The organism is Arthrobacter sp. ISL-72, from assembly GCF_018613755.1.
Lineage (GTDB): Bacteria > Actinomycetota > Actinomycetes > Actinomycetales > Micrococcaceae > Arthrobacter.
In genome coordinates, this window is sequence record NZ_JAGGPP010000021.1 from 14,196 (window position 1) to 40,471 (window position 26,276).

25 protein-coding genes and 6 tRNA genes are annotated in these 26,276 nt (G+C 66.4%); 13 read left to right on the plus strand and 18 right to left on the minus strand.

The features are described 5' to 3' along the window. Positions 1 to 160: 160 nt before the first annotated feature. The 9 genes from dxs to J7I92_RS17005 all read left to right on the plus strand — a co-directional run bounded on the left by dxs (position 161) and on the right by J7I92_RS17005 (position 8,948). Positions 161 to 2,134, plus strand: coding sequence for a 1-deoxy-D-xylulose-5-phosphate synthase (gene dxs / locus J7I92_RS16965; RefSeq protein ID WP_214842420.1), 1,974 nt, complete (start codon positions 161 to 163; stop codon positions 2,132 to 2,134). Further along, entirely contained in the window at positions 2,134 to 2,691 is a 558-nt protein-coding gene (locus J7I92_RS16970; protein WP_396020409.1) for a DUF402 domain-containing protein, read from the plus strand. The genes dxs and J7I92_RS16970 overlap by 1 nt, the downstream gene beginning before the upstream one ends. Next, positions 2,688 to 3,248: a hypothetical protein gene (locus J7I92_RS16975; RefSeq protein WP_214842424.1), complete on the plus strand. Its 561-nt coding sequence runs from the start codon at positions 2,688 to 2,690 to the stop codon at positions 3,246 to 3,248. The genes J7I92_RS16970 and J7I92_RS16975 overlap by 4 nt, the downstream gene beginning before the upstream one ends. Before the next feature lie 34 nt (positions 3,249 to 3,282). Then, positions 3,283 to 3,501, plus strand: coding sequence for a hypothetical protein (locus tag J7I92_RS16980; RefSeq protein ID WP_214842426.1), 219 nt, complete (start codon positions 3,283 to 3,285; stop codon positions 3,499 to 3,501). Between the two features lie 42 nt (positions 3,502 to 3,543). Beyond that, entirely contained in the window at positions 3,544 to 4,521 is a 978-nt protein-coding gene (locus J7I92_RS16985; RefSeq protein ID WP_214842428.1) for an aldo/keto reductase, read from the plus strand. Then, positions 4,521 to 5,543, plus strand: coding sequence for a nucleoside hydrolase (locus J7I92_RS16990; RefSeq protein WP_214842429.1), 1,023 nt, complete (start codon positions 4,521 to 4,523; stop codon positions 5,541 to 5,543). Before J7I92_RS16985 ends, J7I92_RS16990 begins: the two co-directional genes overlap by 1 nt. Before the next feature lie 93 nt (positions 5,544 to 5,636). Then, positions 5,637 to 6,458 carry an ECF transporter S component gene (locus J7I92_RS16995; protein WP_214842431.1) on the plus strand — a complete coding sequence of 274 codons (822 nt, stop codon included), beginning with the start codon at positions 5,637 to 5,639 and terminating at the stop codon, positions 6,456 to 6,458. Positions 6,459 to 6,504: 46 nt separating this feature from the next. Beyond that, on the plus strand, positions 6,505 to 7,347 hold the full coding sequence (locus J7I92_RS17000) for an energy-coupling factor transporter transmembrane component T (RefSeq protein ID WP_214842433.1): 843 nt from the start codon (positions 6,505 to 6,507) through the stop codon (positions 7,345 to 7,347). Continuing rightward, positions 7,344 to 8,948: an ABC transporter ATP-binding protein gene (locus J7I92_RS17005; protein ID WP_214842435.1), complete on the plus strand. Its 1,605-nt coding sequence runs from the start codon at positions 7,344 to 7,346 to the stop codon at positions 8,946 to 8,948. The genes J7I92_RS17000 and J7I92_RS17005 overlap by 4 nt, the downstream gene beginning before the upstream one ends. Positions 8,949 to 8,970: 22 nt before the next feature. Here the strand turns inward: J7I92_RS17005 and J7I92_RS17010 are convergent, their stop codons facing one another. The 9 genes from J7I92_RS17010 to J7I92_RS17050 all read right to left on the minus strand — a co-directional run bounded on the left by J7I92_RS17010 (position 8,971) and on the right by J7I92_RS17050 (position 19,073). Next, on the minus strand, positions 8,971 to 11,160 hold the full coding sequence (locus J7I92_RS17010; RefSeq protein WP_214842437.1) for a 3-hydroxyacyl-CoA dehydrogenase NAD-binding domain-containing protein: 2,190 nt from the start codon (positions 11,158 to 11,160) through the stop codon (positions 8,971 to 8,973). After that, complete coding sequence (locus J7I92_RS17015) at positions 11,157 to 12,377, minus strand: acetyl-CoA C-acyltransferase (RefSeq protein WP_214842515.1); 1,221 nt, start codon at positions 12,375 to 12,377, stop codon at positions 11,157 to 11,159. Before J7I92_RS17015 ends, J7I92_RS17010 begins: the two co-directional genes overlap by 4 nt. Before the next feature lie 216 nt (positions 12,378 to 12,593). Continuing rightward, positions 12,594 to 13,934, minus strand: coding sequence for an HRDC domain-containing protein (locus J7I92_RS17020; protein WP_214842438.1), 1,341 nt, complete (start codon positions 13,932 to 13,934; stop codon positions 12,594 to 12,596). Between the two features lie 57 nt (positions 13,935 to 13,991). Continuing rightward, positions 13,992 to 14,636, minus strand: coding sequence for a DUF3000 domain-containing protein (locus J7I92_RS17025; protein ID WP_214842440.1), 645 nt, complete (start codon positions 14,634 to 14,636; stop codon positions 13,992 to 13,994). Between the two features lie 61 nt (positions 14,637 to 14,697). Further along, on the minus strand, positions 14,698 to 15,780 hold the full coding sequence (locus J7I92_RS17030; RefSeq protein WP_214842517.1) for a low specificity L-threonine aldolase: 1,083 nt from the start codon (positions 15,778 to 15,780) through the stop codon (positions 14,698 to 14,700). Between the two features lie 37 nt (positions 15,781 to 15,817). Then, a complete protein-coding gene (locus J7I92_RS17035; protein WP_214842442.1) occupies positions 15,818 to 16,519 on the minus strand; it encodes an SDR family NAD(P)-dependent oxidoreductase in 702 nt (233 codons plus the stop codon). Beyond that, positions 16,516 to 17,919, minus strand: a complete 1,404-nt coding sequence (locus J7I92_RS17040; RefSeq protein ID WP_214842444.1) for a DUF6421 family protein — start codon at positions 17,917 to 17,919, stop codon at positions 16,516 to 16,518. Before J7I92_RS17040 ends, J7I92_RS17035 begins: the two co-directional genes overlap by 4 nt. Before the next feature lie 162 nt (positions 17,920 to 18,081). Then, entirely contained in the window at positions 18,082 to 18,567 is a 486-nt protein-coding gene (msrB, locus tag J7I92_RS17045; RefSeq protein WP_251040065.1) for a peptide-methionine (R)-S-oxide reductase MsrB, read from the minus strand. 14 nt (positions 18,568 to 18,581) lie between these two features. Beyond that, the gene (locus J7I92_RS17050; protein ID WP_214842446.1) at positions 18,582 to 19,073 is read right to left on the minus strand and encodes a hypothetical protein; all 492 of its coding nucleotides are present in this window, start codon (positions 19,071 to 19,073) and stop codon (positions 18,582 to 18,584) included. A 220-nt stretch (positions 19,074 to 19,293) separates the two neighbouring features. On the opposite strand from J7I92_RS17050, the gene J7I92_RS17055 reads away from it, so the two are divergent. Further along, positions 19,294 to 20,493, plus strand: a complete 1,200-nt coding sequence (locus J7I92_RS17055) for a S9 family peptidase (RefSeq protein WP_251040081.1) — start codon at positions 19,294 to 19,296, stop codon at positions 20,491 to 20,493. Here the strand turns inward: J7I92_RS17055 and ybaK are convergent. From ybaK to J7I92_RS17070, 3 genes are read right to left on the minus strand one after another with little or no spacing between them, the layout of a single operon-like run. Beyond that, complete coding sequence (ybaK, locus tag J7I92_RS17060; protein WP_214842450.1) at positions 20,490 to 21,002, minus strand: Cys-tRNA(Pro) deacylase; 513 nt, start codon at positions 21,000 to 21,002, stop codon at positions 20,490 to 20,492. The genes J7I92_RS17055 and ybaK overlap by 4 nt on opposite strands. A 21-nt stretch (positions 21,003 to 21,023) precedes the next feature. After that, the gene (locus J7I92_RS17065) at positions 21,024 to 21,485 is read right to left on the minus strand and encodes a SufE family protein (RefSeq protein WP_214842452.1); all 462 of its coding nucleotides are present in this window, start codon (positions 21,483 to 21,485) and stop codon (positions 21,024 to 21,026) included. Positions 21,486 to 21,495: 10 nt separating this feature from the next. Then, positions 21,496 to 22,407 carry a sulfurtransferase gene (locus J7I92_RS17070; protein WP_214842454.1) on the minus strand — a complete coding sequence of 304 codons (912 nt, stop codon included), beginning with the start codon at positions 22,405 to 22,407 and terminating at the stop codon, positions 21,496 to 21,498. Between the two features lie 241 nt (positions 22,408 to 22,648). Between J7I92_RS17070 and zapE the strand changes: the two genes are divergently transcribed. Continuing rightward, complete coding sequence (zapE, locus tag J7I92_RS17075) at positions 22,649 to 23,686, plus strand: cell division protein ZapE (RefSeq protein ID WP_214842456.1); 1,038 nt, start codon at positions 22,649 to 22,651, stop codon at positions 23,684 to 23,686. A 98-nt stretch (positions 23,687 to 23,784) separates the two neighbouring features. Here the strand turns inward: zapE and J7I92_RS17080 are convergent, their stop codons facing one another. The 6 genes from J7I92_RS17080 to J7I92_RS17105 form a co-directional block, all read right to left on the minus strand. Beyond that, positions 23,785 to 24,054 (minus strand): antitoxin, encoded by a 270-nt coding sequence (locus J7I92_RS17080; RefSeq protein ID WP_214842458.1) that lies wholly within the window; start codon positions 24,052 to 24,054, stop codon positions 23,785 to 23,787. A 126-nt stretch (positions 24,055 to 24,180) separates the two neighbouring features. Further along, positions 24,181 to 24,255, minus strand: a tRNA-Val gene (locus J7I92_RS17085). Positions 24,256 to 24,336: 81 nt separating this feature from the next. After that, positions 24,337 to 24,409: transfer RNA gene (locus J7I92_RS17090), tRNA-Gly, on the minus strand. Between the two features lie 57 nt (positions 24,410 to 24,466). Continuing rightward, a tRNA-Val gene (locus J7I92_RS17095) sits at positions 24,467 to 24,541 on the minus strand. Positions 24,542 to 24,583: 42 nt separating this feature from the next. Further along, positions 24,584 to 24,654, minus strand: a tRNA-Cys gene (locus J7I92_RS17100). Positions 24,655 to 24,700: 46 nt separating this feature from the next. Further along, a tRNA-Gly gene (locus J7I92_RS17105) sits at positions 24,701 to 24,773 on the minus strand. A 349-nt stretch (positions 24,774 to 25,122) separates the two neighbouring features. Between J7I92_RS17105 and J7I92_RS17110 the strand changes: the two genes are divergently transcribed. Next, a tRNA-Val gene (locus J7I92_RS17110) sits at positions 25,123 to 25,197 on the plus strand. A gap of 105 nt (positions 25,198 to 25,302) precedes the next feature. Beyond that, positions 25,303 to 26,184 (plus strand): PD-(D/E)XK nuclease family protein, encoded by an 882-nt coding sequence (locus J7I92_RS17115; RefSeq protein WP_214842460.1) that lies wholly within the window; start codon positions 25,303 to 25,305, stop codon positions 26,182 to 26,184. Positions 26,185 to 26,276: the final 92 nt, after the last annotated feature.

Here is a 26,276-nt window from a genome sequence, read left to right on the forward strand (position 1 = left end):
CACCTGAACGACGGAAAAGCTCCGGCCTGTCACCTGACGGGCCGGGGCTTTTCCCTTGCGCGCCGCTTTCCGCGGCCCGCTGTGCGCCCGGTCCCGGCGCAGTGCCGCCATCCGAGGCGTTAGAGTTAAAAGGCATGTCTACCACCCGAAGGAGGCCCCGTTGGGAATCTTGGACACCATCCGGAATCCGCAGGACCTGAGCACGTTGACCGAAGAGCAGCTGTCCCAGCTGGCTGCCGAGGTCAGGAGTTTCCTGATCGGAAACGTTTCGCAGACGGGTGGCCACCTCGGACCGAACCTGGGCGTGGTGGAACTGACCATCGCCGTACACCGGATTTTTGATTCCCCGCGCGACAGCATTGTTTTTGATACCGGGCACCAGTCATACGTCCACAAGCTGCTGACCGGGCGCCAGGACTTCAGCACCCTCCGCCAGGAAGGCGGCATGTCCGGCTACCCGGACCGGGGCGAATCCGAGCATGACATCGTGGAAAGCTCCCACGCCTCCTCCTCCCTGTCCTGGGCCGACGGCATCTCCCGTGCCCGGCAGCTGACCGGCGACGGTGACCGCTACGTGATCGCCGTGGTGGGCGACGGTGCCCTGACCGGCGGCATGGCCTGGGAAGCCATCAACAACATCGCCGCGGACAAGCGCCGCCGCGTGGTCATCGTGGTCAACGACAACGGCCGGTCCTATGCCCCCACCGTGGGCGGCTTCGCCGACTATCTCGCCTCGCTGCGCCCCACCATTGACTCCTTCCGTGCGGCCCCGGCCTACGAGGGCACCCTGGACTGGTGGAAGCGGAAGCTCCAAAACGGCGGACCCGTCGGCCAGTTCACATACCGGAGCCTGCATGCCATGAAGAAGGGCATCAAGGACTGGTGGGCGCCGCAGGGCATGTTCGAGGACCTCGGTATGAAGTACATCGGCCCGGTGGACGGACACAACCTCCAGGCCATGGAGCACGCACTTTCGACTGCCAGGAACTATGCCGGTCCGGTGATCGTGCACGCGATGACCGAAAAGGGCCACGGGTACGCTCCGGCCCGCGCCCACGAGGCTGACCAGTTCCACGCCGTCGGCATCATCGATCCGGAAACCGGCCTGCCCACGGAAGCCGGCGGGGCCCAGTCCTGGACGTCCGTCTTTGCCGATGAAATCGCAGCCATTGCCGATGAACGCAAAGACATCGTGGGCATCACCGGTGCCATGCTCATTCCCGTGGGACTGCACAAGTTTGCCGCACGCTACCCTGAACGCGTCTTCGACGTCGGCATCGCCGAGCAGCATGCGCTGACCTCCGCTGCCGGCATGGCCTTCGGCGGACTCCATCCCGTGGTTGCCGTGTACGCAACATTCCTGAACCGTGCCTTCGACCAGCTGCTGATGGACGTTGCCCTGCACCGGGCGGGCGTCACCATCGTGCTGGACCGCGCCGGGGTAACCGGGCCCGACGGCGCCAGCCATCACGGCATGTGGGACATGGCCATGGTGCAGATCATCCCCGGCCTGCACCTGGCGGCCCCGCGCGATGCCACCCGTCTCCGTGAAGAGCTCCGCGAGGCCGTGGCCATCCGGGACGCCCCCAGCGTTGTCCGGTATTCCAAGGGGAGCGTGGGCGCCGAAGTGGAAGCCCTCGAACGCCTCAGCGACGGCGTGGACGTCCTGGCCCGCCGTCCGTCAGGCTCCAGCGAAAACGACGTGCTGATCGTGAGCGTCGGTGCCATGTCCGAACTCGCGCTTGATGTGTCCAACCGGCTGGGTGCCCAGGGAATCAGCTCCACGGTGGTGGACCCGCGCTGGCTGCTGCCCGTCCGGAAGTCCATCATTGCCCTCGCTGCCCGCCACCGGTTGGTCATCTGCATCGAAGACGGCGTGCGGGCCGGCGGTGTGGGATCCCGCATCCGCCAGGAAATGCGCGCCGCCGGCGTGGACACCGCCCTGAACGAGGTGGGGCTGCCGGTGGAGTTCCTGGACCACGGGACCCGCGCCCAGGTGCTGGAACGCGTCGGTTTGACGGCCCGCCAGATCACGCACGACGTCGTCGCCCAGGTCCTCGGGACGAAGGTGCCTTTCGCCCGCCCGCTGCCCGGCCAGGAACACCCCACCACAGGCAGCCTGCCGAAACTGTGATCACGCACGAGGCCACACCTCCCGAGAGCCTCAAACCGGGAGACCTCGTCGTTGCACGCAACCGCAAATGGAACGGCGGCGCCCACTGGGTGGTGCCCGGCAACTACCTCGGCGAGGACCATCACGGCTGGTGGATCTTCCAGCCCAAGGGCTCATTCATCTCACGGCCCGGTGCGGCGTTCCACGCCAGGTCCGACGCCGTCCTGCTGATTCCCCGCACAGGCGACTACGTAGCCACGTTCTACGACGACACGTACCCCGGGGACTTCCGCGTGTATCTGGACCTCGCCGTGGGGCACGGCTGGAACGGCATCAGGCCCGGCACCTTCGAGTTCCACGTCATCGACATGGACCTGGACGTGATCCGGTCGGTCACAAGCGGCGTGTACATCGACGACGAAGATGAATTCGCAGCACACCAGGTGGCCATGGAGTACCCGCAGGACCTCGTGGAGCGGATGCTCCGGGAGACAGAACAGCTTTACCAGGCCGTCAAGGCACAGCACGCACCGTTCGACGGCACAGACGCCGAGTGGTTTAGGAGAGGACGGGCATGAGCGGAATCATCCGGGTTTACAAACGTGACGACGAAGGGGCCCTGCTGTTCCGGGAAGCCTGGTACGACGAGGACTACAACCAGTTCGTGATGAATCACGGCGTCGTCGGGCACCAGAGCAAAACGGACGAAACCGATGTCCCGGACGCAGAGGCGGCCGAAGGACTCATGAACGCCTTCGCCGTGCAGTGCGCCGAGGAAGGCTACGCCGAGATCGCCGACGAAGATCAGTTCTGGGTGGTTGCCCAGTATGCGCTGAAGAGCAAGGACGGCACCGACCGGGACCGCTACCTTGAGGAAAAAGCCAAGGACGCCCTCATCAGCCACCTGGCCTGGCGCGGACTCGGCACCGTGGAACGGTCAGAGTTCGGCGACTCAAAACTCAACATCTTTTGCCTGTGCCCGGATGTCAACAAGGCCGTCAACGCCATCAAGATCTGCATCCGCGGCGAGGACTTGGACTTCACCAAGCTCAGCATCGGGGCCGCCCCCTTCAAGGATCCTGAGTCGTTTAGGCTCAAGCACTCGCCGAAACCGGCTTCGGGCTTTACTCTCTAAGAGGGGGAAACCGACTCTCTGGGAGGCATCCGCAATGACGCGTAAATCCGTTCAACCAGGCCACACCCCGATTCCCCACGGAATTGGCGCGCCTGCCCGCCGGGCCATGGCCCATGCCGGACTGGAAACCTTGGAACAGGTGGTCCAGTTCGGCAAACGGGAACTGCTGAAGTTGCACGGAATGGGCGTCAGGACCATGGCCCAGCTCGAGGACGCCATGGACGAGCACGGACTCGAGTTCCCCGCCGTCTGACCCATCGCCGGGCCTCCTGCGCGGCCGTTATAGGCTGAATTCATGACTGAATACCGCCGCGTAGGAAATTCCGGATTGACCGTCTCCGTTGTGGGCCTCGGCTGCAACAACCTTGGCCGGGCCAAAACGGTGACGGAGTCGCAGGAGGGGACCGACGCCGTCGTGCATGCCGCGCTGGATGCGGGCATCACGCTCTTTGACGTCGCGGACACCTACGGCCGGGAGCCCGGACTCAGCGAAACCATGCTGGGCAAGGCCCTTGCCGGGCGGCGCGGGGACGCTGTCGTTGCCACGAAGTTCGGCATGGATATGCGCGGCGCCAACGGCAACGACTTCGGTGCGCGCGGCTCCCGCCGGTACATCGTCAAGGCCGTCGAAGCGTCACTGCGCCGGCTTGGCACCGACTGGATTGACCTCTACCAGTTCCACACGCCGGACCCGCTGACCCCGGTTGATGAGACACTCGCCGCTCTGGAAGACCTCGTCACGAGCGGCAAGGTCCGCTACCTCGGCCACTCCAACCGGGCCGGCTGGCAGATCGCCGAGGCCGAATTCGTGGCGCGCGGCCGCGGAAGTTCCCGGTTCATCTCGACCCAGAACCACTACAACCTGCTGGACCGGCGCGCAGAGCTCGAGGTCACGCCGGCCGCGGAAGCCTACGGCCTGGGTGTGCTGCCGTACTTCCCCCTTGCCAACGGCCTCCTGACGGGGAAGTACGCTCCGGGCAGGGCCCCGGAAGGCTCCCGGCTCAGCCACACCCGCACCAACCTGGTCCGCGACGCCGACTGGGACCAGCTCGAGAAGTTCAGTGCGTTCGCGGCCGAACGCAACCTCAGCGAGGTCCAGGTCGCTTTCTCCTGGCTGGCCGCCCAGCCGTCGGTCAGCAGTGTGATCGCGGGAGCCACGCGGCCCGACCAGGTCCGCGAGAACGCGGCCGCGGTTGCCTGGGTGCCCGGTCCGGAGGAGCTGGCCGAGCTGGATGGGATCTTCCCCCGCACGCCGAAGGTCGCACTCTTCTGATGCACACGGTCCTGATGGACGTCGACACCGGCATCGACGACGCCCTTGCCCTGGTGTACCTTGTGTCCCGCCCGGACGTCCGCGTGCAGGCCATCACCTGCACCGCCGGCAACGTGGGCGCACGGCAGGTGGCGCTGAACAACCTTGCCCTCCTGGAACTGTGCGGCCGGTCGGGAATCGAGGTGTCAATCGGCGCCGAGGTGCCGCTGGAGATCCCGCTGGTCACCACCGAGGAAACCCACGGCCCGCAGGGGATCGGCTACGCGGAACTTCCGCCGCCCACCGGCCGGATCTCGCAGCGGCACGCGGTGGACGTCTGGGTGGACGAGGTGCGCAGGCACCCGGGCGAAATCACGGGCCTGATCACAGGTCCGCTGACCAACTTCGCCCTTGCCCTCCGCCGCGAACCGGAACTGCCGCGCCTGCTCAAGGGACTGGTGATTATGGGCGGCAGCTTCTACTACCAGGGCAACACCACCCCGACGGCGGAATGGAATGTCTCGGTCGATCCCCATGCCGCGAGAGAAGTGTTTGCCGCGTACCGCGGCCTCCCGGAGGACAAGCTCCCGGTGGTGTGCGCGCTGGAGACCACCGAACTCATTGAGATGCGGCCCGAGCACCTGCAGCGCCTGGCCGAGGCCGCCGGCACTGACCCGGATCCCGTGCTTCCGGAGCAGCCGGAGGGCCTGCGCAGCCGGTCCGCCAACCCCTTGGTGGCATGCCTGACCGATGCCATCCGCTTCTACATGGACTTCCACCGGCTCCATGACCAGGGGTTCGTGGCCCACGTGCACGACGCCTTCGCAGCCTGTGTGGCAATCGGCCGGACGGAGGTGGCCACGGCACTTGCCACAGTGGACGTCGAAACCGCTTCCCCACTGCTGACGGGCACTACCGTGGCGGACTACCGCGGTCTCTGGGGCTTGCCCCCAAACGCCCGGATCGTGACCTCCAACAACCCGAAGCAGTGCTTCGATGAGCTCATCGAATCAGTGGGCGCTTTGGCCCGCAGGCTGACCTAAGATGGTAGCTGCGTCGAGGTGACATAGGCGCTCGTTTGCCGATCCCGGTACCGGCGTACCCGCGGAACGCAGCCCACAGCCAAAGGAACAACCATGTCACAGCAATCGCAGACCCTTCCCGCCCCTGGACCGGCGTCGGTGCGCGGCCGCCGCCTGCTCGAACTGCTCGGCGCGGTATCCATTGCAGCCACCTTCATTTTCCTCGTCCTGACGCAGCCGGCCGACATCACCAACGGCCTCGCGAGCGGCTCCACCCTGGTGGCGCTGGGCGGTTTCCTGCTGGGAGCCATCCTCCTGATCATCGGAGTGCTGCCCACCCTTCCCACGTCCACCCTGGTGCTGATTCCCGTGGCGCTCGTCCTCAACATCGCGCTCGGGCAGATCATGGGATCCACCGGCCTGCCGTTCTACTTTGACGCCATCGGCACGGTGCTCATTGCCGTCCTGGCAGGCCCCGCCGCAGGAGCCGCAACCGGCGCGCTCAGCAGCATCGTCTGGTCCTTCATCAACCCCACAGTCCTGCCATTCGCCGCCGGGGCGGCGCTCATCGGCTTCCTGGCCGGCCTTGCCGCCCGCTGCGGGCTGTTCCGCCGCTTCTACCTCGCTCCGGTAGCGGGCTTCGTGACGGGCATCCTCGCCGGCGTCGTCTCCGCACCCATCGCGGCCTTCGTCTTCGGCGGCACCGCCGGCGCCGGAACCGGTGCGATCGTCAGTGCGTTCCGGGCGATGGGCGACACCCTCCTGGCCGCGATCACCAAGCAGGCGCTCATCTCGGACCCCATGGACAAGGCCATTGTCTTCGCAGTCGTTGCGATGCTGGTGTACGCGCTGCCCCGCCGCACCGCTCTGCAGTTCGCCTTCGTACGGCGCTTCAACGTGCTCGCCGGCAAGACGCAGGAAACGCCGGGCGACTGATTCCGTGCCGGCCCCGACCCGACCGCCTGAACCGAAGCGTCCCGCGGTGCCGAACCGGCGCCCCGCACTGAACCCGCTGACCACCTTGGCGGCGGCCGTAGCTGCTGCAGTGATGACGACGGCGGCATCCAGCTGGGCGGTTTCCCTCGCCGTCGCATCTGCTGCCGCCGTGCTGGCGGTGCGGGCCGGGGTGGGCGCCCGCCTGGCCCCGGCCGCTGCCGTGATCCTGGCGCCCTTCTGGCTGTCCCTGCTGATCATGCACGGGTTGTTCTTTCCCGAAGGGCGTACGGTTCTCGCGCAGTGGGGCGCGGCGCGGGTCACCACGGAGGGGCTTGGCTTCGCGCTGGACATGGGCACCCGGACGGCAGCATACGTGATGGTGTTCCTGCTCTTTTCGTTCACCGTCCGGTTGCCGGACCTCGTGGCAGTAATGTCCGCGCGCCGGGTGCCTCCGCAGTTCGGCTACGTGCTGGCATCCACCCTGACGCTGGCGCCGGCCGTCACTGTCCGGCTGGCGCGGATCCGGCAGGCCCAGGAATCGCGGGGACTCGTACTCCGGGGCGGACCGCTCCGTCGGCTCGCGGCGGCGCGGCAGCAAATGGTGCCGCTGGTGCTCGCGCTCATCCAGGACGCCGGCGACCGGGCCCAAGCGCTCGACTCCCGCGGCTTCAACGCATCCAGGGAACGCACCAGCTACCGGGAAGTGCCGGATACCGCGGCCCAGCGCACCTTCCGGGCCGTTGCGCTGGCGGCGGCCGCGGCCGCGGTGGGGCTGCGGATTTCAGGGCACTGGCCGGAGGGACTGTGGATGGTCGGACTCTGGCCTGACGCACCGTCGCCTGTCGCACTGCTGGCTGTCGCACTGCTGGCCCGGGGAGTGCCGGCATGAAGGCGGCCGCCCTGCTGCAGGCCGGAATCACCGAATTCAGCTACCACGGGGAAGAGGCGCCCGTCCTGCGCGACATCGAGATCGCTGCGGCGCCGGGCACTCTTACTGCCGTGCTGGGCGGCTCCGGCAGCGGAAAGTCGACACTCGGGAAGCTGCTGGCAGGCTGGATGTCCGGCGGCCACTCCGGCCTGTTCCGCGGCACCCTCCACCTGGATGTTCAGGGCGCTGCGCCGGGCGGAGACAGCAGTCCCTTGGTCTTCCGGGGCTCCCCGGACGACCCCCGGATCAACCCCGCCCTCTGGTCCCGGCATGTGGGCTACGTCCCGCAGGATGCGGCCGCCCTGCTGTCCACCGTCGGGTCCACGGTGGCCGAGGAACTGGCGTTCGGCCTCGAGAACCGCGGGGTGAACCGGCAACTGATGCAGTCGGAAGTGGAACGCGCCGCCGAAGCAGCCGGGCTGACTGCGCTGCTCGATCGCGATCCCGCCACACTCTCCGGCGGCGAACTGCGGCGGCTGGCCATGGCCTGTTCCGCCATTACCAGGCCCTGTGTGCTGGTGCTCGATGAACCGCTCGGTTCGCTGGACCACGCCGGCGCACAGTCCGTCCGGGCGCTGGTCCGCAGCCTGCTGGAGTCCGGTACCGCTGTCATCGTACTGACCCAGACAGTCGATGAGCTGGGCTTGGCGGCGGATCACTGGCTCGTGCTCGACGGCGGAACGGTCACCGCCCGCGGCGCGCCCGGCGGGCTCGCCGCCAGCGCGGAGCTGCTGCAGTCCGGCGTTGTGCTTCCCGCCGTACCGGGCTATGGTTTTGGCTGGCAGTGCAGAGCCGTTGCCCCGCGCGGGGCTGATTCGCGCCCAGCCACCCCGCGCCCGGACAATCCCCGCCCAGCCACCCCGCGCCCCGCCGATCCGCGCCCCGCCGCGGACACTCCCGCCGTCCTCGAGCTGGAGCGAGTCTCCTTTGCCTTCCCGGCCGGACGCGGCGGACAGGGGCGCGGAATCCTGAAAGAGCTGAGCCTGGCGGTCCGGTCAGGGGAGGTGGTGGCCGTGACCGGGCCCAACGGTGCCGGGAAGTCCACCCTGCTGCGGCATTTCAACGGCCTGCTTCGTCCGGGCTTGGGAACCGTCAGGGTACTGGGCGCGGACATCCGCGGTGTTCCAACCGGACGGGTGGCAGACAAGGTGGGCCTGCTCTTCCAGCATCCGCGGGACCAGCTTTTCGAACGGACGGTCCTGCGCGAAGTGCTCTTTGGCCTGGACCGGAAGTACGGGCCGGAGGCGGCCGGGAAAGCGCGGGCAGCGCTCACCGCCGTCGGACTTGGAGAGCAGCTGGAAACGCATCCTCACGAGCTTCCGGCGTCGGCACAGCGGCTCCTGGCCCTCGCCACGGTCCTGGCGCGCGAACCGGACGTCATTGCACTGGATGAACCCACGGTGGGACTGGACCGCCACGGCCTGGAACGGCTCGACGACGCCGTCCGGGCTGCCACCGAGCGGGACGCCGCCGTCGTTATGGTCACGCATGAGCTGGCCTACGCCCGCCAAGCCGCCGACCGCATCCTTGAGCTGAGGGACGGCTCGCTGCGGGAACTCTGATTCTGTCCCCGCAGCGAAGGTGTCAGGCCGGCACTGGAGCGGACGCCACGCCCGGTGCCAGGAACCGTTTGCCGTTGACGCGTTCCGAGGCGCCCACGCGGTCCAGGTACGGGGTGATTCCGCCCAGGAACATCGGCCAGCCGGCGCCGAGGATCATGCACAGGTCGATGTCCTCGGGCCCCGCCACAACACCTTCCTCTAGCATGAGGCCGATTTCCTCGGCCAGGGCGTCCTGCGTGCGGCGAAGGACCTCGTCACCCGTGGACGGGGACGTGCCGAACGACAGCAGCGCCATGGTTTCGGCCGGAATGAACGGCTTGCCGTCAGGTCCGGGTTCCGGCGCCCAGAGGGACTTCACCCCGTTGTCGATCAGTTTCTGCAGGTTCTGCGAGACCCTGAAGCGGTCGCCGAACGCGGCGTGCAGGGATTCCTGGACGTGCTGCGCCACCGGCAGGCCCACCATGGAGCCCAGCGTGAACGGCGTCATCGGCAGGCCCATGGGCCGCAGTGCATTGTCCGCAACATCGGCCGGAGTGCCTTCGTCGAAGGCGGCGGTCACTTCGCCCATGAGCCGCAGCAGGATGCGGTTGACCACGAACGCGGGGGCGTCCTTGACCAGAACGGCCGACTTCTTGAGTCCCTTGGCAAGCTCAAAAGCGGTGGCCAGCACGGCGTCGTCGGTCTTCGGCGCGCGCACGATCTCCAGCAGCGGCATCACGGCCACCGGGTTGAAGAAATGGAAACCCACCAGCCGCTCCGGGTGCGCCAGGTCTTCGGCCATTGCCGTGACGGAGAGCGAGGACGTGTTGGTGGCCAGGATGCAGTCGGGGGAGACAATCGCTTCGACTTCGGCGAAGACCTGCTTTTTGACGTTCAGCTCTTCAAAGACGGCCTCGATCACGAAGTCGGCGTCGGCAAAGGCATCCCAGGAAACCGATCCGGTGACCAGTGCCCTGGTGCGGTTGGCAGCGTCCGCACTGATCCGGTTTTTGGCCAGCAGCTTGTCCACTTCGGTGTGTACATAGCCCACACCCTTGTCCACACGGGCCTGGTCGATGTCCGTCATGACCACGGGCACTTTGAGCTGCCGGGCGAAGAGGAGGGCCAGCTGGCTGGCCATCAGCCCGGCGCCAATCACGCCGATCCTGGTCACCGGCCGTGCCAGTTTGCGGTCGGGGGCACCGGCCGGGCGCTTGGTGCGCTTCTGCACCAGGTCCAGGAACGCGTACACGGTGGAGCGGAACTCATCGGTCTGCATGAGGCCGGCCAGTGTCTCGCATTCGAGTGCCGCCGCGTCGGCCTGGCCCATGGCCCTGTTGGCCTCCATGACGTCCAACACTTTGGCGGGGGCGGGGGAAGCATTGGACGTCTTGGACTCCACAAAGGCCCTTCCGCCGGCAACGGCTGCCGCCCAGCGCCCGGCAACAGCCGGGTCGGAAGGGTCGACGGCGTTGGGACGCTCGGGAACCACCTCGCCGGAGATGACCTTCGCGGCCCAGGCAAGGGACTGTTCCAGGAAGTCTGCCGGCTCAAAGATGGCGTCCGCGACGCCCAGGCCGAATGCCTGCGGACCGGTGAGCGTGCGGTTGTTGCTGAGCGGATTCTCGATCATCACCTTGACGGCGTTCTCGGGACCGATCAGCCGCGGCAGGATGTAGACGCCGCCCCAGCCGGGCACCAGCCCGATGAACGCTTCCGGAAGTGCCAGTGAACCGGCGCCGGTGGACACCGTGCGGTAGGTGGACTGAAGGGCGATCTCCAGGCCGCCGCCAAGGGACACGCCGTTGATAAAGGCGAAACTGGGTACTCCCAGGTTGGCCAGGGTTGCGTAGACCTCGTGCCCCAGCCGGGCCATCCAGAGTCCGTGGTCGCGGTTGTTGAGGGACTTGACCGCTGACAGATCCGCTCCGGCCACCAGGAAGTAGGGCTTGCCGGTCACGCCGACACCCACGATCTCTCCGCGGGCGGCACGGTCCCTGAGCCCTTCGAGGACCGTGCCAAGCTCCACCAGCGTGTTCGGACCCAGGGTGGTGGGCTTCGTGTGGTCCAGGCCGTTGTCCAGGGTGATGAGCGCGAAGGTTCCGGCACTGGACTTCCCGGCATTCGTCTTTCCACGTGCGGCCGGTAGTTCAATGTCCCGGACGTAGGAATGGGTGACTGTCTCGTCAGGGAAGAGATCGGCAAGCTTGCGGAAATCTGCGGCGACGCTCATGCTGCGGCTCCTTCTGTCTCGGTGGTGGCGGTTTCTGCTTCGGCGCTGCCGTAGGCGCCGTGGTGCGGGTTCTCCCAGATGACCGTGGCGCCCATCCCCAAGCCAACGCACATGGTGGTCATGCCGTAGCGTACCGAGGGATCCTCTTCGAACTGGCGAGCCAGCTGGTTCATCAGCCGTACCCCCGAGGAAGCCAGGGGATGCCCGACGGCAATCGCGCCGCCGTAACGGTTGACCCGCGGATCGTCGTCGGCGATGCCGAAATGATCCAGGAAGCTCAGCACCTGGACCGCGAATGCCTCGTTGATTTCAAACAACCCGATGTCGCCGATGCCGAGGCCGGCGTTTTTCAGTGCCTTCTCCGTGGCCGGGACCGGCCCGATGCCCATCACCTCGGGCTCCACGCCGGCGAAGGCGTAGCTGACCAGGCGCATCTTAACCGGCAAGCCAAGCTCGGCGGCGGCATCCGCCGAGGCGAGCAGGGCCGCCGTCGCGCCGTCATTCAGCCCGGCGGCGTTGCCGGCCGTCACGCGGCCATGGGGCCGGAACGGCGTGCGCAGCGCGGCGAGGTCCTCGAGGGAAGTTCCCGGCCGCGGGGGTTCATCCATGGTGTTGAGCGTCCAGCCCTGGCCCGGCTTGATGGTGGCCACGGGTACCAGGTCCGGCTGGATCCGGCCGTTGTCATAGGCCGCGGCCAGCTTGTCCTGGGAGGCGACGGCGTACGCGTCAGCACGGTCCTTGGTGATGGCCGGAAAACGGTCGTGCAGGTTCTCGGCGGTGTTTCCCATGTTGAGCGCGGCAGGATCCACCAGGCGCTCGGACATGAACCGGGGATTGGGATCGGCGCCTTCGCCCATCGGGTGGTTGCCCATGTGCTCGACTCCGCCGGCGATCACGACGTCGTAGGCCCCGAAGGCGATGCCGCTGGCGGTGGTTGTCACGGCGGTCATGGCGCCGGCACACATGCGGTCCACGGCGAAGCCCGGGACGGTGCGGGGGAGCCCGGCCAACAGCGCCGCGGTGCGGCCGATGGTGAGCCCCTGGTCGCCGGTCTGAGTGGTGGCGGCAACAGCCACCTCGTCGATGCGGTCCGCGGGAAGCGAGGGGTTGCGGCGCATCAACTCGCGGATGCATTTGACCACGAGATCGTCGGCGCGGGTTCCGGCGTAGATGCCCTTTTCGCCTGCACGGCCGAATGGGGTGCGGACACCGTCCACAAAAACGACGTCCCGGCCGGTGCCGGACCTTCCGCTGCGGGGCTCTTCGCTGCGGGGCTCTTCGCTGTGGGGTTCTCCGCTGATGGGGGCTTGGCTCACGTGGTACTCCTCATTGAGACATTGGGGCCGGGGCGCGCGCCAATAGCGACGGCGACCGGGCGTCAGTGGTCTCAATGTTACTCGAGAGTAACTTAGCTGGCAAGGATTGCGGGTGGCCTAGTTTCCGGCGCCGGAAGCAGCCCTGGATTCCTTCGGTTCCTTGGGGGGCAGCGGCTGCGGATTGAGGAATGCGGCGGTGATGAGGGGCGCCGTCAGTTCGATCTGCCAAGGACGCGCGCCGAGTTCACTGAGCTCTTCACCGATCGCCAGTTCACTCAGCTCAGCAGGCGGACGCCATGCCACGCGCCGCAGGAAGTCCGGCGTCAGCAGGTTTTCCACGGGAAGGTTCAGTTCGTCCGCCTTGGCCTGCAGCAGCGGCCTGGCAGTGGCCAGCCGTTCCGCCGCTGCCGGGTCACGGTCGGCCCAGACGCGCGGGGGCGGGGGAGCGTTGGTCGGGAGGTGCAGCGGCGGCAGTTCCTCCATGTTCCTGGCAGTGGAAATGCAGCGCAGCCAGCGCGGAGCCTCCCGCTGCGCGGCCCGGCCGTGGAAGCCCTTGGTGCCCAGCAACTGCGGCACGGTGGACGGCATGGCCTTGGCGGCCGCGACCAGCGAAGAGTCCGGGATGAGCCGGCCGGGGGCGACGTCGCGTTTGCGGGCCAGCGAATCCCGCTCCAGCCATAGTTCGCGGACGGCAGCCAGCTGGCGGCGGTCCCGGATCTGGTGCAGCCCGGAGGTCTTCCGCCACGGATCCACCCGCGGCGGGGCCAGCCCGGCTTCCAGGATGGCAGCGAACTCCTGCTCGGCGTATTCAAGCTTCCCGTCGGCCTGGAGCAGCTCAATGAGTTCTTCGCGCAGCTCCGTGAGGACCTCGACGTCCAGCGCCGCGTACCGCAGCCAGGGCTCGGGGAGCGGTCGGGTGGACCAGTCCGCAGCGGAATGTTCCTTGGCCAGGCCGAAACCGAGCAGTTGCTCGATGACGGCCGCCAGGCCCACCCGCGGCAGGCCTGCCAGCCGGGCGGCCAGTTCAGTGTCGAACAGTTTGTGCGGCCACATACCCAGCTCGGAGAGGCACGGAAGGTCCTGGCTCGCGGCGTGCAGGATCCATTCGACGCCGTCCAAAGCGTCGTTGATGATCTGCAGGTCACCGAAGGGTTCGGGATCGATGAGCCACGTGCCTGAACCTTCGCGGCGGATCTGGACCAGGAAGGCCCGTTGACCATAGCGGAAGCCCGACGCGCGTTCGGCGTCCACCCCGGCCGGCCCTGTTCCGGCGGCGATGGCGGCGGCGCACCGTTCCAGTCCGGCGGGGGTTTCAATGACGAGCGGCACGCCGTCGCGGGGGGAGTCAAGGTCGATGACCTCGGGGACCAGGCTGTCGAAGCCTTCCACCGTGATGTGGGGAGTGATGTCAGCAGCCGGGACGCCGGCTGTGGTGTGTTCCGGATTTTGAGGGGTCATGATGCCTTCAGTTTACCGACATCGCGCTGCAGGGCGTCCCGCCGTCGCCAGCCATGCTTAGTTGCGCCGCCGTCGGGGCAGGGCGGACACGCCCTCTGGGAGCGGCGGAAGGCCCGCGAACGTGCACACCATGTCCGACCACGCCTCCAGGTGCGAGCGGATGTCCGGGCCCTCCGGCGTCCAGGAGGCACGCAGTTCGATGTCGATTGACGCGGGCCGGTCAGAGAGGGTTCCGAAGCTCTCGGACAGGATCCGGGTGGCCGTTCCGCCGGCTGCACGGTACGGCGCCTTGTGGTTCTCCAGTGCTTCAACGAGCCACGTCCAGGCCACCGAGCCGAGCATTTCGTCGTTGCCCATTTCCGCCTCCAGCTGGGCGCGGATATAGGTCACGATCCGGAACTCCCCGTCCCACACCGCCGAGCCGTCGGGGTCGTAGAGCAAAATGAAGCGTCCGGTGGCGAGTTCTTCGTCTTCCACGGTTCCGGCGGCCCGGACCAGGGCGGCGGAAACGGGGCCGTGCACCGCGGCCGGGGCCGGGCCGGGGACAGGTCCGATGACCTCGGCACCGAGGGCCACGGCGAAGGGCGCAAGCCGCGAGGGCGCGGGAATCTCGTCCAGGTGCAGCTCACTGCGGCACCGTGCTTTTCGAAGGGATCCCAACGCGGTAAGGAACTCCGCGGGAACCTGGTCGAGTGCGTTCACATTCGCAGGTTACGCAAGATCCGGCACCGATCCCTGCAGGCTCGCCGCCCCGGGCTCCCGCTCAACCGGCTGCCAGCTCCCGCTTGATGGCGGCGACAAACACATCCACGTCCTCCTCGCTGGTGTCAAAAGAACACATCCACCGGACCTCCCTGGCGGCTTCGTTCCAGTCATAGAAGCGGAAGGATTCCCGGAGCCTGTCGGCAATGCCTTCGGGCAGGATGGCGAAAACGCCGTTGGATTCCGTCTTCTGGGTGGGCTCCACGCCGTCGATCCCGTCCACCGCGGCGCGCAGCCGGGCAGCCATCGCGTTGGCGTGCCGGGCTGACCGCAGCCACAGGTCGCCCTCAAGCAGCGCGATGAACTGGGCGGACATGAACCTCATTTTGGAAGCCAGCTGCATGTTCATCTTGCGCAGATAGAGAAGGCCCTGCGCGGCCTCGGGGTTAAGTGCCACCACCACCTCGCCGAACAGCAGCCCGTTTTTGGTTCCGCCGAAGGAGAGGATGTCCACTCCGGCGTCGCGCGTGAATTCCCGCAGCGGCACGTCGAGGTGGGCCGCCGCGTTGGCCAGCCGGGCGCCGTCCATGTGCAGCTTCATGCCCTTTGCATGGACGTGCTCCGCGATCGCACGGACCTCGTCCGGCGTGTAGCACGTGCCCAGCTCGGTGGTCTGGGTGATGGACACGGCCAGCGGCTGTGCCCGGTGCTCGTCCCCCCAGCCCCAGGCCTCGCGGTCAATCAGTTCCGGCGTCAGCTTGCCGTCCGGGGTGGGCACCTGGAGGAGCTTGATGCCGCCGATCCGCTCCGGGGCGCCGTTCTCATCCATGTTGATGTGCGCCGTGGACGCGCAGATCACCGCGCCCCAGCGCGGGAGAAGGGACTGGAGCGACAGAACGTTTGCCCCCGTTCCGTTGAAGACCGGGAAGCATTCGATGCCGGCGCCGAAATGCTCCTCCATCAGCACATGCAGCCGCGCGGTGTAATCGTCTTCGCCATAGGACACCTGGTGCCCTTCGTTCGCGGCTGCCAGAGCGGCCAGGACTTCCGGGTGGACGCCCGAGTAGTTGTCGGAGGCGAAGCCCCGGACGGCGGGGTCATGGAGTCGTGCCGCGGTGGCGGCGGATTCAACTGTGGTTGTCATCGCTTTGGTCACGCTTTCAGTCTAGGGATGTGCGCGGTCAAGGGCTAAGGAGCAGCCGCCGGCCGTTGAGTTCCGCCGCGGGGGCGGTGAAAAGTCCGACGGCGGCTGCCGCGAGTTCATCGACGTCGGTAAAGCCGGCGAAGCTGCGTCCGGGGGACTTTGCCCGCATCCCGGCGTCGACGAGGCCCTTCACCACGAAAATGACGGCGGCGCTCGCCGGTGCCTCCGTGAAGCCCTCGGCCACCGCGAGCGTCCACGCTTCCGCCGCTGCCTTGGCGGCGACATAGCTCGCACCGGACGCCGTCGGAGTGGCGGCCGCCGTGGAGGTCACCATGGCAAAGCGGCCAGCGCTGGAGGACGCAAGATCGTCATAAAAAACCCGGGTCACGTTCCGCACGGTGGTGATGGCGCTGCGCTCCAGGAAGTCCCAGTCCTCGTCGCTCTGGTCCGTGATGCCCTTGGCGCCGCGCCAGCCGCCCACCAGGTGGATGACGCCGTCCACCCTGCCGGCCGCGGCGGAAATTCCGGCATGCAGGGCCCTGACGTCCGCCAGGACGGCGAGGTCGCAGACAAGGGGAGTGACGCCGTCGCCCGCTTCCGCGGCGGCGGCCTCGATCCGGGGGCCGTCCGAGCCGACCGTGAAGACCCGGTGGCCGGCACGGCGGAGGGCGCGGGCCGCCGCGATCCCGGACGGCCCGCTGCCGCCGGTGACCACCACGGTCAACTGTTCAGCACTCATCCGGCGTTCATGGCTGCGACGGTGCCTGACGAACCGGTGTCCGACGAACCGGTGATGCCGGCCGTTGACTCAATGACGGGACGCATCTTCTTCTCGAGTGCCTCGTAGAACATGGACAGCGGGAACTCGTCGTCCAGCACCTGGTCGGTCAGGCCGCGCGGCGGTCCGTCCAGCGGAAGCGCCGCGGGTCCGTTGGCCCAGACGGATGCCGGGTTGGGTGTGACGGTGCCGGAAATGAGTTCGTACGCAGCCAGCCAGTGGGCCGTCTTCGGACGGTCAATTGAGCGCCAGTACAGTTCCTCGATCCGGGCACCAAGGTCAACCACGACGTCGGCAGCTTCGTCCCAGTCGATGCTGAGTTTGCTGTCGGTCCAGTGCAGTACGCGGTGCTGGTGCATCCAGGCGAAAAGCAGCTGGCCGCCAAGGCCGTCGTAGTTCCGGACGCGGCTGCCAGTGATGGCGAAGCGGAAGATCCGGTCGAAGATGACCGCGTACTGCACGAGTTTGGCGTGCCGGCGTGCCTCGGGATCGGCGTCCTCGTCCTTCTCGATCTTCACTGATTCGCGGAAGGCCGTCAGGTCGCAGCGCAGCTCTTCCAGCGAGTACAGGAAGAACGGCATGCGCTGCTTGATCATGAACGGGTCAAAGGGCAGGTCCCCGCGCATGTGGGTGCGGTCATGGATCAGGTCCCACATCACGAACGTCTCCTGTGTGAGGTCCTGGTTCGCCAGCAGTTCTTCGGCTTCGGCAGGGAGTTCCAGGCGGGTGATGTCGGCCGCGGCCCGCAGGACCCGGCGGAAGCGGGCTGCTTCACGGTCTGCAAAGATGGCACCCCACGTGAACGTGGGGGTCTCCCGGACTGCGACGGTTTCCGGGAACAGCACGGCCGAGTTGGTGTCGTAGCCGGATGTGAAGTCCAGGAAACGGATAGGGACGAAGAGTTTGTTGGAGTACTCGCCCTGCTCAAGGCCCGCAATGAACTCCGGCCAGATGACCTCGATGAGGACGGCTTCCACCAGCCGGCTCCGGCTGCCGTTCTGGGTGTACATCGGAAACACCACGAGGTGCTGCAGTCCGTCGATGCGGTGCTTCTGGGGCTGGAAGGCAAGCAGCGAATCCAGGAAGTCCGGCACGCCGAAACCGCCGTCGACCCACCGCCCGAAGTCGCTGACCAGGAGTTCCAGGTACCGGGCGTCGTGCGGAAAGGCCGGCGTCAGCGCTTCGACGGCCGCGCAGATGGCGTTCGCATGTGTTGCCGCGGCCGCATGGTCGGCGGGTTCGGGCACGGAGCCGTCCTGTGCCTGGAGGGCCTGCAGCCCAGTGGCAGCAGCCCTGAGCATCAGCCACTCGGGGTGGTGTTCGGTGCGGGGTGCGGCTGCGGTGAGAGCGGTCGTTGTCATCGTCGGCGATCGCCTTTCTGGTTGCTTTGAACTTCTACGGCGAGCGTAGCAAGCAAACAGATGCGCTAATGCAAATTCAATCTAAGCATAAGAAGGACTTGTGCAAGTGGAGCAGAGAAGCCGCCCCAGCCCTAGCCGGGGCGGCCCTGCTGGCCGGATGGCCTACTTGCCCTCGTCCGCTGAGACCAGCTTGAGTGAGACGGAGTTGATGCAGAAGCGCTGATCTGTGGGGGTGCCGTAGCCTTCGCCTTCGAACACGTGTCCCAGATGGGAGTCGCAGTTCGCGCAGCGGACCTCCACGCGGTCCATGCCCATGGTGCGGTCGTGCAGGTAGCGGACAGTTCCGTCTGCAAGCGGAGCCCAGAACGACGGCCAGCCGCAGTGGGAATCGAATTTTTCGTTGCTCGTGAAAAGTTCCGCACCGCACGCACGGCACTGGTACACGCCCGCAGTGTGGGTATCCCAGTATTCGCCGGTGTAGGGCCTTTCGGTCCCGGCCTGCCGGAGCACGCGGTATTCCTCAGGTGTCAGCTCCCGGCGCCATTGCTCGTCCGTCTTTTCCACCTGAGGCGTGACATTATCCGCGGCGGATCCCTGGCCCGGGGTTTGGACAGGTGAAACTTTCGGCTTGTTGCTAAAGATGCTCATAGGTTGATCAACGCTCAGGAGTCCCCGATAAATCCCGAACCCGCGTACAGGTGCAGGACGGGGAGTCCCAACTCGTCCTGTGCCTTGTTGGCCCAGTCCGTATGGAACGTGTCGGCAATGGCATGCGGCCGGGTGATGACCACCGCCTGGCCGGCGCCGAGGTCCTTTACTTTCGCCACCAGGCCCTGCACGGCGCCGCCGTCAACCACTTCGCCCGTGACTCCGCCACCGAGTCCGGCGAGGGCGTTGAGCGATACTGTCAGCGTTTCGGCAGCCGCTGCCCGCTCGAAGGCCGGGTCCGGGGCATGGGAGGTCAGTTCGCGGAAAGCCTTGGCGATGTCCAGCAGGGAGAGGTTTTCGAGGAAGTCCACCAGCAGGTGCCGTTCCGTGTTGGCCGGGACCAGCACGACGAGGGGCGCGTCACCCCCGTCCACCAGGCGTTCAATGTTGACGCGGTCATCCGCACCCAGCGGCTCTTCTGTCAGAATGACGATTGGATCGCTCATGCCCCCAGCCTAGTCCCGGGCGGACCTTTCCCGCACGGATTTCGATCGGGGCCTTCTGTCGTTATTGAAGCCTGGCGAGCCCGTTGTTGGCCTGCCCGAATATGTCCGAAGGGCACCTAGCAGTAAGAATGGATCCATGGCATCCATCCCGGGGCTGCGCCCGGCCACCCCCACGAATCCGCCCCGTGCGGCGGGAGCCCGCCGCGCCCCCGACACCGGAATGTCATCAAGCGCCAAATGGGCCGTGGGCGGCGCCATCGCAGGAGGTGCCGCCGCGGGCCTGCTTGGCGCGGGGTCCTCGGCGCTCGCCCTCTATTTCGCCCGGCGGGTCATAACGCCGGTGCGTACCAGGGACGAAAACCAGGAGATACTGGCGGTCATCCGTGCCTCCGAGGGTCTCCAGGTCATCCTTGCGGCCAACGAGGACACCACCGTGGAAGGCGTCTACGGGCTGTTCTTCGACGGCGGCCGCGGCCACGCGCGGATCGGCAGGATCGTTTCCTACTCACCCGCGGAACGCACCGTTCTCCGCGAGGTCCAGGCCGTCTATTCCGGCGACCTCACCACTGCCCGCCGCGGTTACTGGAGCGGATCCGCCTATCCGGATGCAGCCTCATTCGGGCTCTCGGCCGAGGATGTGCAGATCGACGTCGACGGCGGAACTGCGCCGGCATGGCTGGTGCCGGGACCCGGGCCGTCGGACATCTGGGCCATCATGGTCCACGGGCGCGGCGCCAGCCGGCTCGAGTGCCTGCGGGCCCTGCGGCCCGCACACGAACTCGGCATGACCAGCCTGATCATCTCCTACCGCAACGATGGACTGGCGCCGTCGGCCCCTGACGGGCGCTACGGACTCGGCTCCACCGAATGGCGCGACGTCGAGGCAGCCATCAGTTTCGCCGTCGCTAACGGCGCCAACGAAGTCGTGTTGTTCGGGTGGTCCATGGGCGGCGCGATCAGTCTGCAGACAGCGGACCTGTCACGGCACCACAACCTCATCCGGGCCATGGTGCTCGATGCGCCCGTGGTGGACTGGGTCAATGTTTTGGCGCACCATGCCGAGCTGCACCGCATCCCCTCGGCAGTGGGACGCTACGGACAGCTGATGATGGGCCACCCGCTGGGCAGGCGCCTTACGGGACTGGCGGCGCCGGTGGACCTGAAGTCGATGGACTGGGTCGCACGGGCCGTGGAACTCAGGACTCCCACGCTGATCCTGCACAGCGTGGATGACGAATATGTACCCTACGGGCCTTCGGCTAGCATCGCCGAGAAAAACCCCGAGATGGTCACGTTCGAGCCGTTCCAGAACGCCCGTCACACCAAGGAGTGGAACGTTGATCCCGAGCGCTGGGAACGGCTTGTCACCGCCTGGCTGCGGCGGCAGCTGGCACCGAGGAAGAATCCCGGGTCACGCTAAGGAGCGGGAGCAGCTTTCGGCCCGGTGCCGATGCGGGCGGTAACGGCGCCGATAAGGCGGATCAGCTCCGCCGGGTCCAGTTCAATGTCCAGCCCGCGCCGGCCCCCGGACACCAGGATGGTCGCCTGGCCCACAGCACTTTCGTCGAGGACGGCGGGACAGGGCTGGCGTTGCCCCAGCGGCGATATGCCGCCCAGCACATAACCGGTCCTGCGCCGGGCCATCGCCGGATCAGCCATGGCGGCCTTCTTGCCGCCCAGGACAGCCGCTATCGCCTTCAGGTCCAGGCTGCCGCTGACGGGAACGATTCCCGCCGCCAGCCTGCCGTCGACGTCCACTACGAGCGTTTTGAAGACCTTGGCGGGATCCAGTCCCAAGGCGTCCGCGGCCTCCATGCCGTAGCTCGCGGCCGAAGGATCGTGGCTGTAGGGATGCAGCACGAAAGGAACGCCGGCCGCAGCGAGTGCTGCTGTGGCCGGCGTTCCCTGTGAAGCCTGTTTGCGCGCCAAGCGGTGCCGGTGCCTTTCGGCTCAGGCCTTGACCGCGGCGGAGGCGGCGACCTTGCGCTTGATCCGGCCAAGCATCGCTGTCATTCCGCGCATGCGCAGGGGAGTAATGGCCCGGGTGAGGCCCAGGAGCTCGGGCATATCATCCGGAACCGCCAGGATCTCCGGCGCCGTGAGGCCGTCGAGGCCCTCATGCAGGACACCGGCGAAACCCCTGGTTGTAGGTGCTTCCGGCGGCGCCTTGAAGTAGAGCCGCACGCTGTCCGGATTTCCGGCGTCGTGCTTTTCCGTCTCAACCGTCAGGAACAGAGGCGACTGGCACTCGACAACCTGTTCCAGCAGCTCCGGGTGGTCCTTCAGCCGGTCCGGCAGTTCCGGCAGCCCCTGGGAGAATTCCAGCAGCAATTGCAGCCGCTCGGGTTCGGTGAGGGCCTGGAAGTCGTCAACTATTTCCGCCAGCGAGGCGGGAAGGGTCTGGTTATTCATCAAGTCCAGTTTACGCCGGTACCGTGCCGCGCTCGGTTCCCTTGGTGATGGGCACGCGGACGGCGTTGCCCCACTCGGTCCAGGAGCCGTCGTAATTACGCACCGTCTCGAAGCCCAGCAGGTACTTCAGGGCAAACCAGGTGTGGCTGGAACGCTCGCCGATGCGGCAGTATGCCACCACGTCGTCGCCTTCCCTGAGGCCGGCTTCGCCAAGGTACAGGGCCTCGAGTTCGGCGCGCTTGCGGTAGGTGCCGTCCCCGTCCGCCGCGCGGGCCCAGGGGATGGACGCGGCCGTCGGAATGTGGCCGCCGCGCAGGGCACCTTCCTCAGGGTAGGCCGGCATGTGGGTGCGCTGCCCGGAGTATTCCTCGGGGGAGCGGACGTCAATCAGCGGCTTGCCGAAGTGGGCCAGCACGTCGTCCTTGAACGCACGGATGGGGGCATCCTTGCGTTCGACGACGGGGTATTCACCGGGGGCGGGCCGGGGCACCTCGGTGGTCAGCTTGTGGCCCTCGGCGATCCACTTGTCGCGGCCGCCGTCGAGCAGCCGGACGTCTTCATGGCCGAAGAGGGTGAAGACCCACAGGGCGTAGGCGGCCCACCAGTTGGACTTGTCGCCGTAGATGACCACGGTGGAATCCCGGGAAATGCCCTTGACCGCGGCCAGGGCGGCGAACGCCTCGCCGTCCACGTAGTCGCGGGTGACCTCGTCGTTAAGGTCGGTGTGCCAGTCGATCTTGACGGCGCCCGGGATGTGGCCGGTTTCGTACAGCAGGACATCCTCATCGGATTCGACCACCACGAGCTTGCCGTCGCCGACGGCGCCGCTTTCGAGGGCCTCTGCGAGCCACTCGGTGGACACAAGGCGCTCGGGGTGCGCGTACTCGGAAAACTTTTCGTTCTGTTCAACGGGGTAGGGCATGGGGATTGCCTTTCATTGAAACGGTCAGTGGTCTGAAACGGGCAGGGGACGGGACCCATGCCACCGTGAGGCGTCGCTGCGGCCGGGCCAGTTCCAACACTAGCCACGGCCATGCCCTAATGCGCCCCTGCGTTCACAGAGGGAAATATGGCCTTGGTCACGCGGGCTGGCCGCGTTATCAGGCGGATGCCGCATTGCCGGTATCCTTTCTGGGGACACGAGACCAGCAGAACGGACCACCTTGGTACAGATCGAACAGCTCTCCGCGCGGACACCGGCGGTTTCCGTGGATGAACTCCTCAAGGGTTTCTATCCCTCCCCGCGGTTCGGCGAGGTTTCCTTCGCGAGTTACCGTCCCGACCCCTCGCAGGCGAGCCAGGCCGGGGCCGTGACGGCGCTGCAGTCCTTCGCGACCGGCGTCGGCGCCAACGGAAGTTCCGGCCTTTTCAAAAAGCTGTTTGCGAAGAAGGACAATTCCAGGGCCGGCATCTACCTGGACGGCGGCTTCGGTGTAGGCAAGACCCACCTGCTTGCGTCGCTGTGGCATGCGTCCCCGGGACCCAAGGCCTTCGGCACTTTCGTCGAATACACCAACCTGGTGGGCGCGCTCTCCTTCCGCAAGACGGTCGAGGCGCTGAGCCACTACAAGCTCGTGTGCATCGATGAGTTCGAACTCGACGATCCGGGCGATACGGTCCTGATGTCGCGGTTGATGCGGGAACTGGCCGATGCCGGCGTTAAGCTCGCCGCCACCTCGAACACGCTGCCCGGATCGCTGGGCGACGGCCGGTTCGCAGCGGTCGACTTCCAGCGCGAGATCCAGGTCCTGGCGGACCAGTTCGATGTCGTCAGGATCGACGGCGAGGACTTCCGCCACCGTGGACTCCCGGCAGCTCCGGCTCCGCTGAAGAACGAAGACCTGACCCACCACATGCAGGCGGAGTTCCAGGGCAAAACAGTGGCGCGGGATGACTTCAGGACCCTCATCAACCATCTTGCCGGCGTTCATCCGAGCCGCTACCGGCAGCTCCTGGCCGGCATTGAGGGCGTTGTCTGGCGTGACGTGGAGACCATCACCGAACAGGCCGTGGCGCTCCGCTTTGTGGTGCTGGCAGACCGGCTCTATGACAAGGATGTGCCTATCCTGGCCAGCGGAGTCCCGTTCGACCAGCTCTTCACTGAGGAAATGATGACCGGCGGGTACACCAAGAAGTACTACCGGGCAGTGTCCCGTCTGACGGCGCTTGCCCGCGAAGGCCAGAACCACGAACCGTCCTAGAGTCTGGAGCTGTGCTGGCGCTTAAACGCCAAACGCTTAAACGCCAAAGGTGCCGGCGCCGCCTCACGGCGGGACCGGCACCTCGCTGACGTTCTAGCTTAAAGGCCCTGCTGCCGGGGTTCCCCGGTTGCAGGCGGCTCTCCGGCGACGGGAGGCTGGTCGACCACCGGAGCCGTGTTCGGCTTGGGGTCGACCTTGTCCACGAGGCCGGCTGCGCCCTTCTGGACGGAATCGATCTTCCCGGCGTACTTTCCGCCGGTCTTTGAGTCGATGAAATCACCGGCTTTGCCGATGCCGTCCTTGATGGCCTGTTCATTGCCACCAACCAGTCGCTGAGCCTTGCCCTTCAGATCGTCAAGAATTCCCACGGGCACCTCCCTTCTGTCGCGGAGCCAGATCGCTCCTCCGCATTCGATCCTAGCCCGTGGTTTTGGGTGTGCCAAGGTCACGCGCGGGAGTCCGGGCAATAAAAAAGCAGCTGCGGAGAGCTGCTGTGGTGGGCGATACTGGGATCGAACCAGTGACCTCTTCCGTGTCAGGGAAGCGCGCTACCGCTGCGCCAATCGCCCGCGTTCCGGATGGATCCGGCGGGGGAAGAACCCGCGGGACATCCGGCATAGCCGGGGGTTCTGCGTCATTAAAGAAAAGAGAGCGGACGACGAGATTCGAACTCGCGACATCCACCTTGGCAAGGTGGTGCTCTACCAGCTGAGCTACGTCCGCACATGAAGCACGTGCCGGTTGGACCGGCAGTTCAACAACAAGCAAGTTGCCTTGCTCTGGTGGGCGATACTGGGATCGAACCAGTGACCTCTTCCGTGTCAGGGAAGCGCGCTACCGCTGCGCCAATCGCCCAAATGTTTCTCCGGGGTGAACCGGAAACCAAGGTTTTCACCGAGGTGGGTACGGGATTCGAACCCGTGTATACGGCTTTGCAGGCCGCTGCCTCGCCTCTCGGCCAACCCACCGTGTAAGCCAGGATTCCTAAGAACCTTGCTGTGACAGTGTCCTGCGAGCGGACGACGAGATTCGAACTCGCGACATCCACCTTGGCAAGGTGGTGCTCTACCAGCTGAGCTACGTCCGCATTGTTGTCAGCATTTCCTTGCCTTATTCGGCATTTCCTCGCGTTCCAACGAGTAAGAACTCTATAGGAGGTTCCGGGAAGTTACAAATCGGGCAGTGGCGGCAGCTTCAAAGGGGCCCGCTTCCTTGGAATCTAGGGGATTTTCCTAATTACAGGGGTGTAATTTGTGGGCCTGCCTTGGCGCTCTCTGTCGTGATTCCCCGAAATGGCGCATGCTGAAAGGCTCCCGACGACGGCCGGCCGCCCGAGCTTCCCCGGTCCCGCACCAACGTGCTGTGAGGTGCCCTAAGCGCGCCGGGTCGCCCGATTTCCAAAAGCCGCCAGGGTGGGCTAGCATTCAATGGCATTGGGGCGATTGGCGCAGTGGTAGCGCGCTTCGTTCACACCGAAGAGGTCACTGGTTCGAACCCAGTATCGCCCACCATTGAATGGCCCGTTCCGCTGAATCAGCGGAACGGGCCATTTCGCTTTTCCGGCTGCGACCGTCCCGGCCCGCAATCCTGTCAGCCCTTCATGAAAGAGTGTTTGCATGACTGATCCACTCCTTGCCCACGCCACGGAATACGGGCGGATGTACGCGCGTTCAACCTCGGACTCGTTTTCCGTACCGTCCATTACGACGGTCATCAGCCAGCAGCCGCACGGCCTGGATGGCTGGTTCGGGTACATGGGAGCGAACAGCCTCGCCAGCGATCCGCTGCTCCCCGGCATCCTGGGGAGCCCCGCCAAGGTGCGCCAGGCGGTCAGCCGTGCAGCCAAGGCCGCCGAAACGTACCGCGACGACGCCGCGAAGCGCGGCGACCGGGTCCATAATTACTGCGAACAGGTTGCGCTCAGGGCCCTCGGCAGGCCGCACCGGATGAAGGAAATGCGGGAGGCCCTGGCCGCAAACGGCGAGGAAGCCTTCGCGGCGCGCTTTGATGAGTGGTGGGAACTCTTCGGCGTCGAGCCCATCGCACCGGAAGTCACTGTCTGGAACAAGACAGTCGGTTATGCCGGCACCCTGGACCTGGTGGCCAGGATCAACGGCCGGACCTGCATTATCGACTACAAGACGAAGGGCACCAGCCGGGACGGAACGGTCAAGCCGCTGGACGACAAGGTAGTGATGCAGCTGGTCGCGGGGATGAAGGCCGAGGAAAGCCTGGTGGATCCCGTTGTGGGGGAGTGGGAGCCCTGGAAACACGTTGAGTCTCCCGTGCTGCTGGCCGTCGCGCTGGGTGAAACCGAAGTCCGGCCGATGCGTGCCAATCCGGATGTGCTCAAGCACCATTGGTGGAAGTTCTGCTCCCTCCGCCGGGTCTGGGAGATGCACGCCGACACCGCCAGTGCCGGAACAGCCCTGCTTCCGGTGGCACCGCCGCCGCTTCCCGTGCCGCAGCCCGTGCTGCAGGCCTTGCCAGGCAGGTAAGGGCTCTCACCAGCCAACCAACGCGCCGGCGGCCAACTAAACTGGTTTGGATCCCCCGTACCGCCCGTTCAGTATCCCACCGTTAGGACAGA